Raw genomic sequence first — 6,381 nt, 5'->3', positions numbered from 1 at the left:
CAAAGCCGAACACTTCCAAGGCTTCGTCGACATCGCCTGCGCCCTGCTCAGCTACCGCCGACTCCAGAAGATCACCAAATGAGACGCGCCCTAAGCTCAGCGACGGTGCTCACGGATCCAGACCGTTCCGAAATCCACCAGATCCCGCTGCGGCATCAACCGGGCGGTCGCATTACCGACCTTCCCCACCGACACCGGACCGACCGCGTCGTACGCCGCACCGAGCTCCTCGAAATCGCCGGAATCCGTCGCCGGCGCCGTCCACGTCACCCACCGCGCCCGACCGTCGGGATCACGCATCGCCGCACCGTTGGCATCCATCTTCGGCTGCTCCTGACGGCACTCCGACAGATGCAGCGACGTGTTGTTGCCGTGCCCGCACCCCAGCAGCAGCACCTTGCCACCCAGCCGGTACACCGCCCCTAACGGCGAACCGTCACCCAGCTCGTCCTCCACCGGATGCACACCGGCGATCTCCGCCGCCCGGCCCCCCAACGCCGCCACCGACACCTGGGGATGCCCACTGCGCAACGCGCCCGGCCACGTGCGCACCGCCTCCGGCAGCGCACCCACCCACCGACTCGGCGACAACACCGGGTCGAAACCGGGATTCTCCTGCCGGATCACCGGCCACCACGTCTCCGGCACCGGCGGGTTGCGCCACCCGGCAGGATCCGAGTTGTACGCCGTATGCGTCGGCACCACCAGCGTCCCGTCCGGACCCAACACCTCCAGCAGCGCCAGCACCACCGCATGCGCGCTCCCAGCCACGAACCCGAGCGACCGCAACGCCGAATGCACCATCACCGTGTCACCGGCCGCCAGCCCCAGCGCCCGAAGGTCAGCGGCCAGAGACGCCGCCGTATGCGGCATCGCCTGCTCGGGCACAGCCTGTTCGGGCGCTACTTGTTGCGAAAGGCTCTCACTCACCGCGCAAGTATGCCGATCCGCCCCTGCCGTGTCGCCGCAATATGAGCGTCGGTTCAATCGGGCCGCCTGCCGCGCAAATGCTCATGCTCCGGTAGATTCGCCGTCGCCCGGGCCGCCTCCACATACAACCGCGCCGCCGTCATCGGATCACCGGCCCGCTGATGCAGATACTCGGTTTATCCGCCGGTACCCGGCTACTACGGGCGGCTGCAGAACGAGCACTTCACGGCGGAAGAGATGAGAGGGCCTGGGAAGCGGCCCGGCCCGACGATCGCGCAGGTGCAGGCTCTCGCCCCTGCAGCCCACCGCTTGGCCAGCGGCAGCCGCGGCCTCCGCCGACGGCTCGGGCTTCGCCCGAGGAGATCAGGTCAGCTCGACGACGAGGTAGCGCTGTCAGATCCGGCGGACGCCGGCATACCGGTGACGCGTACGTTTCGGCCGCTGGACTGCTTCAGCATGGCGCGGCTTTGGCCGATGGGACCGGAGAGGGGCTGGAGGCGCAACGGTGGACGGCAGTGCGATGAGCGCGGCGGAAGTCTCGGCTGCCCTGCTGGCGATCGAAGACGAGGTCATCTGGGACGCCGAGGCCGGCGCCCGCGCCGCAGCCGAGCTCGAACAGCGGGCCGTGACGCTCGGCGATGAGACGCTCATAGCGCGTGCTCGTCTCTGCCTCGCCATCCTGCTCCTGCGCGGCGGCGACATCGCGGGGGGTTCCCGGGAGATTTACGACATCCATGAATGGGCTGCCCGGCACGGCGACCGCATCCTGCGGGCTCGCACCCACTCCGCCTGCGCGAACATCGCCCGGCTGTCCGGTGAAGAGGCCAAGTGCCTGGAGCATTCGCTGAGCGCGGTCGAGCTGCTCGATGAGACCGCCAGCCCGTACGTGCAGATCCGGCACCAGACCAAGCTGGCCGACGCGCTCGCTCGCAACGGCGCGATCGGCGCGGCGCGGCTGCGTTTCCGGCAGGCCGAGGTGCTGGCCGGGGAAGCACAGCAGTGGGACCGGCTACGTATCGTGCTCAACAACTGGGCGTACGCCGAGCACAACGCCGGCGACTTCCCGCGTGCCCAGGACGTGGCCCGCCGACTGGTGGAGCACGCCGATGCGCACGGCGTCGAGCTCGACCCGACGGAGCTGGACACGATCGGCGCGATCCAGATCGCGAACGGCGAGTACGTCCAAGCCGAGCAGACGATGCATTTGTGCATCGCCCGGTACGAGGCAGGGCTCAGCGACGACGCCGACGACCTGGCCGAATTTCTGCTCACCCTGGCCCGCGCGCAGCGCGGCCTCGGCGCGACCGCCCGCGCTCAGGCCAGCCTGGACGCCTCGCGTGCGCTCTGCCGACAGCGCGACCTGCACCAGATCATGGTCCGTGTACACGAGGAGCAGGCCGAGCTGCACGCCGGGCGCGGCGACTACGCACAGGCGTTCGCCGCGCAGAAGGAGTGCTTCGCCGCACAGGAGAGCCTCCGCTCACGGCAGGGGGAGGCCCAGGCGCAGAGCCGGTACGCGATGTTCGAGACCGCCGAGGCGCTGCAGGATGCCGAGCGTTTCCGTGAGCAGGCCCGCCGCGACCCCTTGACCGGCCTGCGCAATCGTCGTTACGTCGACGAACACCTGCCGGCCCTGATCGTCGCAGACCCCGCCTTGGCGGTGGCGATCGCCGACATCGACCACTTCAAGCGGATCAACGACGAGCTGTCCCACGACGTCGGGGATCGCGTGCTAGTGCAGGTGGCGGACCTGCTCGAGGCCGGTCTGGCCGCCGTCGCGCCGCGGGGGTTCGTCGTCCGCCTCGGCGGGGAGGAGTTCCTGCTGGTCTTGCCCGCCACCCCCGTCGCTCTCGCGACCGCGAAACTCGACGGCATCCGGCAGGCGGTCGGCGACCACGATTGGCGCGGCCTTACCGGTGGCCTGCCTCTCACCGTGAGCATCGGCGTGGCCGACCTGAGCGAGTCCTCACCGCCCAGCCTGTCCGCCGCTCTGTCCGCCGCCGACCGGAACCTCTACGCGGCCAAGCACCAAGGACGCAACCGCGTCGTCGCCGGGACACCACCGGAACCCCGCGCCCGCGCCTACCGCGACCGCCTGGTCTGAACCCGTCCCTTCCGCGATGGGCCCTTGCCCCGGATCGTCCTGGTTGACCTGGCCGGGCCGTAGCACTGACGCTTCATCCCCAGAAACAGCTGGTGGCCGCGGAGTGCACACTGGATTTCGCGGATCCGGGTGCCGTGCGCAAAATGCGAATCTGATTCGTCATCAACCGGATCCTGCCAGCAGTACGCGGTGCGATGACCCGCAGCCTCGCCGCGGGTGAACGCTCGCCGCCGAGCATGCCAAGCAGCACCCCGCCTCGGGCCGATCGAGCTCGATCCCGCCTGCGGCGGGCACGCTGGCGAACCGCTCGCAGCGCCCATTTGGCGATCGGCATCCACGGCCCGTCCTCACGCGTCAATAATTACCCGATGATGCTGATATAGGCGGAATTGGCGAGGACTGCTGGAAGGATCTCTATGCTTCGACTGTTGGGACGGCTACGGGTGGGCGCCCGCCTGGTGGTGTGCCTGGGCACGGTGGTGGCGCTGTTCGTCGCCGCCGGCCTCGTGGGTCTCAGCGCCTTGCGTGCGCAGGACCGCGCGGTGGCTCACATGAAGGACATGCTGCTGTTGAGCCGCGATGTGCAGGAGATCAAGTACTTCAACTCCGACGTGAGCGGCTGGCAGGTCGCCTACGCGTGGGAGGCGGCCCTGGGCGACCCTGCCGCCGCCGTCAAGCCCGACGCCGCCAGCCGCGCCGGCTACCTCGAGGTCGTCGAACGGCTGCGCACCCACCTCGCCGGCGTCGACACGAGCGCCATGACCAGCCAGGAACAGAAGACCTTCCAGTCCATCCGCACCGACTGGGACAAGTTCCTGAAGATGGACGACGCCATCGCGGCGCTGTTCGCACAGGGCACGCCGCAGTCGGTCAAGAAGGCGAACGACACCATCGGCGGCGCGTCCTGGGACATCTATTTCCGGATCCTGGAACAGACTCAGGCGCTCGTCGACAGCGCCCAGTCGCGCAGCGACACCGCGGCCACCGAGGCGACCGCGGCCTCCCGTAAGGCACAGGCCCAGCTGACCGTGGCCATGCTCGTGGCGCTGCTTCTGGCCGTCCCGCTCGTGTACGCGACACGGCGCAGCATCGTCGCCCCGCTGCTCGCGGCGATCACCGCGCTCCAGGCCCTGGCGGGCAGGGACCTGACCCAGCGGGTGGACACCACGACGATGGGCGGCGAATTGCGCGACATGGGCGACGCGGTCAACGAGGCCGCCGACACGCTGGGAATCGCGGTCACCCAGATCAAGGCCGACGCCGCCCAGCTGTCCCAGGCCTCACAGATCCTGCGCGCGAGCAGCAACCGGGTCGTCGCCGGCTCCGACGACGCCACTTCCGGGGCCAAGAACGCGGCGGCCGTCGCGCTACAGGTCAGCGCGAACAGTCAGACGGTGGCCGCGGCCACCGAGGAGATGGAGGTGTCGATCCGAGAGATCGGCAACAGCGCCACGCAGGCCGCGACCGTGTCCGGCGAGGCACTGACCGCAGCAGGCGTCGCCGGTGAACGCCTGCGACAGCTCAGCACCTCGTCGTCCGAGATCGGCGCGGTGGTGAAGGTCATCAACGCCATCGCGCAACAGACCAACCTGTTGGCCCTCAACGCCACCATCGAGGCCGCCCGCGCCGGCGAAGCGGGCAAGGGTTTCGCCGTGGTCGCCAGCGAGGTCAAGGACCTCGCCCAGGAGACCGCCCACGCTACCGAGACCATCGGCGAGCGGGTGCGCGCGATCCAGGACGACAGCGACGGCGCCGTGCAGGTCATCGGCACATTCCAGGGCGTCATCGAGCGCATCAACGACTACGTGACCACCATCGCCGGCGCCGTGGAGGAACAGAGCGCGACAACAGCCGAGATGAGCCGCAACGTAGCCGAGACCGCCACCGGGTCCACGCGCATAGCCGAGCATGTGGCCGCAGTCGCCGACACCGTGGAGACGACTCACGGTGCCGTCACCGCCAGCACCGCCACCATCGACGAACTCGCCCACATGGCCGAACACATGAACAACACCGCGACGACCTTCAAGGTCTGACCGCTGAGGTTCTCCCGCGGGGCAAGCCCGCGATCGGGGTCGGAGAACTCGTCGGCGGCATCGGGAACCTCCTCGCTGACGCAGGCAGCCTCATGACAACCTTCGACAATGTGGACCCGCACATCCAGCCGGCCATCTGACCCATCATGCGGCCTCGCCGGGCGAGACGCCCGCCGATGAGCCGGCTGACCCGCTGGCGTAGCGGTGTCGGATCTCGACCCGTTCGGTCGCGAGGTCGCCGCCCGTTGCCGGTGGGTCATGGATCTCAACGAGGGCGATCCAGACGACAAGTGGACTGACGACTATCGGATCGCCGTGGCGGCCGCGGAGCAGCTGATGGGCGAAGCCGGTGACCTCGGCAGCGCCCGGGCGCTGGCCTTTCTCGCGCTGCTGCGATTCGAGGCGGGTGACCCGGTCGACGGCCGGCAGCTCGCGATTCGGGCCGTCAACTTCGCCCGGCCAGAGATCCTCACCATCTATGCCGACCTGATCGAGCGATGGCAGGATCCCGCCGAGGCGGAGCGGGTGCGCCGGTACGGGCTCACGATCGACGGTACGACCGCGACCGGAATGAGGCCCGGATTCCCCGAATAGCACCGGCACGGCTGGCCAAACCGGGACGCCGATGTGCTCAGGGGATCAGGGTCGGCGAGGCGCACGCTGAGTCCCTCAGGGCGAGGACGCCAGGCGGACCGTGGGGTGGTCTTTCGGAACCCGGGACCACCCGCGCGTGCGCGGGGAGCACGTGTGGCCGCTGTCCCACTCCCACAGCTGGCAGCGACCACCCCGCGTGCGCGGGGAGCACTCGCCCTGCATCAGGACCTCGACGCAGGTGGTGGGGCCACCCCGCATGCGCGGGGAGCACCCGCCAACGGGGGCCATGCCTTTGTCGAGGAACGGGAACCCGATCCGGCAGTGGGCTGCGCGGACCCCGCAGGATGTCCTGCACCGGCCGGCGCAACCCGTTGACCGGCCGGTACCTGGTGCCCAGCGAGCGCACGTTCCGGAGGGTCCTGGCTGCGGTGGACGGCGACGCCCTCGACACGGCGACCTGCGGTTACGCGGCCGACGTCGTGCGGGTCGCGCCCCGGCCCCGCAGGTCGCCGCCGCCGCGGACGGTCCGGGCTGCCAGGGGTCAGGTCGTTGCCGAGCCGTCTACCGGGTTCCGCGACGCCGCCGTTGGCGAACTTCGCTGGGCGCGGGGCAGGCGCAGCATGAACCGGCTGCCGTGCGGGACGACGTCTTCGTACCAGACCTGGCCGTGGTTCGCCTCGGCGAGCAACCTGGACAGATACAGCCCGAAGCCGGCGC

The 6,381-nt window shown here is 69.7% G+C and carries 4 protein-coding genes and 2 pseudogenes; 4 read left to right on the top strand and 2 right to left on the bottom strand.

Annotation, left to right across the window (positions count from 1 at the left end; genetic code table 11):
- Positions 1-96: 96 nt before the first annotated feature.
- Together AB0B58_RS42140 and AB0B58_RS42135 are read right to left on the bottom strand one after the other, a co-directional pair.
- A complete protein-coding gene (locus AB0B58_RS42140) occupies positions 97-930 on the bottom strand; it encodes an AAC(3) family N-acetyltransferase (RefSeq protein ID WP_360236991.1) in 834 nt (277 codons plus the stop codon).
- Between the two features lie 45 nt (positions 931-975).
- Positions 976-1,100: pseudogene (locus AB0B58_RS42135) on the bottom strand (RNA polymerase subunit sigma-24); the annotation flags it as partial.
- Positions 1,101-1,450: 350 nt separating this feature from the next.
- On the opposite strand from AB0B58_RS42135, the gene AB0B58_RS42130 reads away from it, so the two are divergent.
- The 4 genes and pseudogenes from AB0B58_RS42130 to AB0B58_RS42115 all read left to right on the top strand — a co-directional run.
- Positions 1,451-3,034: a GGDEF domain-containing protein gene (locus AB0B58_RS42130; RefSeq protein WP_360236988.1), complete on the top strand. Its 1,584-nt coding sequence runs from the start codon at positions 1,451-1,453 to the stop codon at positions 3,032-3,034.
- 416 nt (positions 3,035-3,450) lie between these two features.
- Positions 3,451-5,070 carry a methyl-accepting chemotaxis protein gene (locus AB0B58_RS42125; RefSeq protein WP_360236985.1) on the top strand — a complete coding sequence of 540 codons (1,620 nt, stop codon included), beginning with the start codon at positions 3,451-3,453 and terminating at the stop codon, positions 5,068-5,070.
- 258 nt (positions 5,071-5,328) lie between these two features.
- Positions 5,329-5,664, top strand: a complete 336-nt coding sequence (locus AB0B58_RS42120; RefSeq protein WP_360236982.1) for a hypothetical protein — start codon at positions 5,329-5,331, stop codon at positions 5,662-5,664.
- A gap of 344 nt (positions 5,665-6,008) precedes the next feature.
- Positions 6,009-6,381, top strand: a pseudogene (locus AB0B58_RS42115) (hypothetical protein); the annotation flags it as partial.

The organism is Actinoplanes sp. NPDC049118 (assembly GCF_040648555.1).
Taxonomy (GTDB): domain Bacteria; phylum Actinomycetota; class Actinomycetes; order Mycobacteriales; family Micromonosporaceae; genus Actinoplanes.
This window is presented reverse-complemented; position numbering and strand designations above follow the sequence as displayed.

Excerpts from the sequence above, each read along its gene's own strand:
- AB0B58_RS42130 (WP_360236988.1), top strand. The coding sequence starts at position 1,451 with ATGAGCGCGGCGGAAGTCTCGGCTGCCCTGCTGGCGATCGAAGACGAG.
- AB0B58_RS42125 (WP_360236985.1), top strand. The coding sequence starts at position 3,451 with ATGCTTCGACTGTTGGGACGGCTACGGGTGGGCGCCCGCCTGGTGGTG.
- AB0B58_RS42120 (WP_360236982.1), top strand. The coding sequence starts at position 5,329 with ATGGATCTCAACGAGGGCGATCCAGACGACAAGTGGACTGACGACTAT.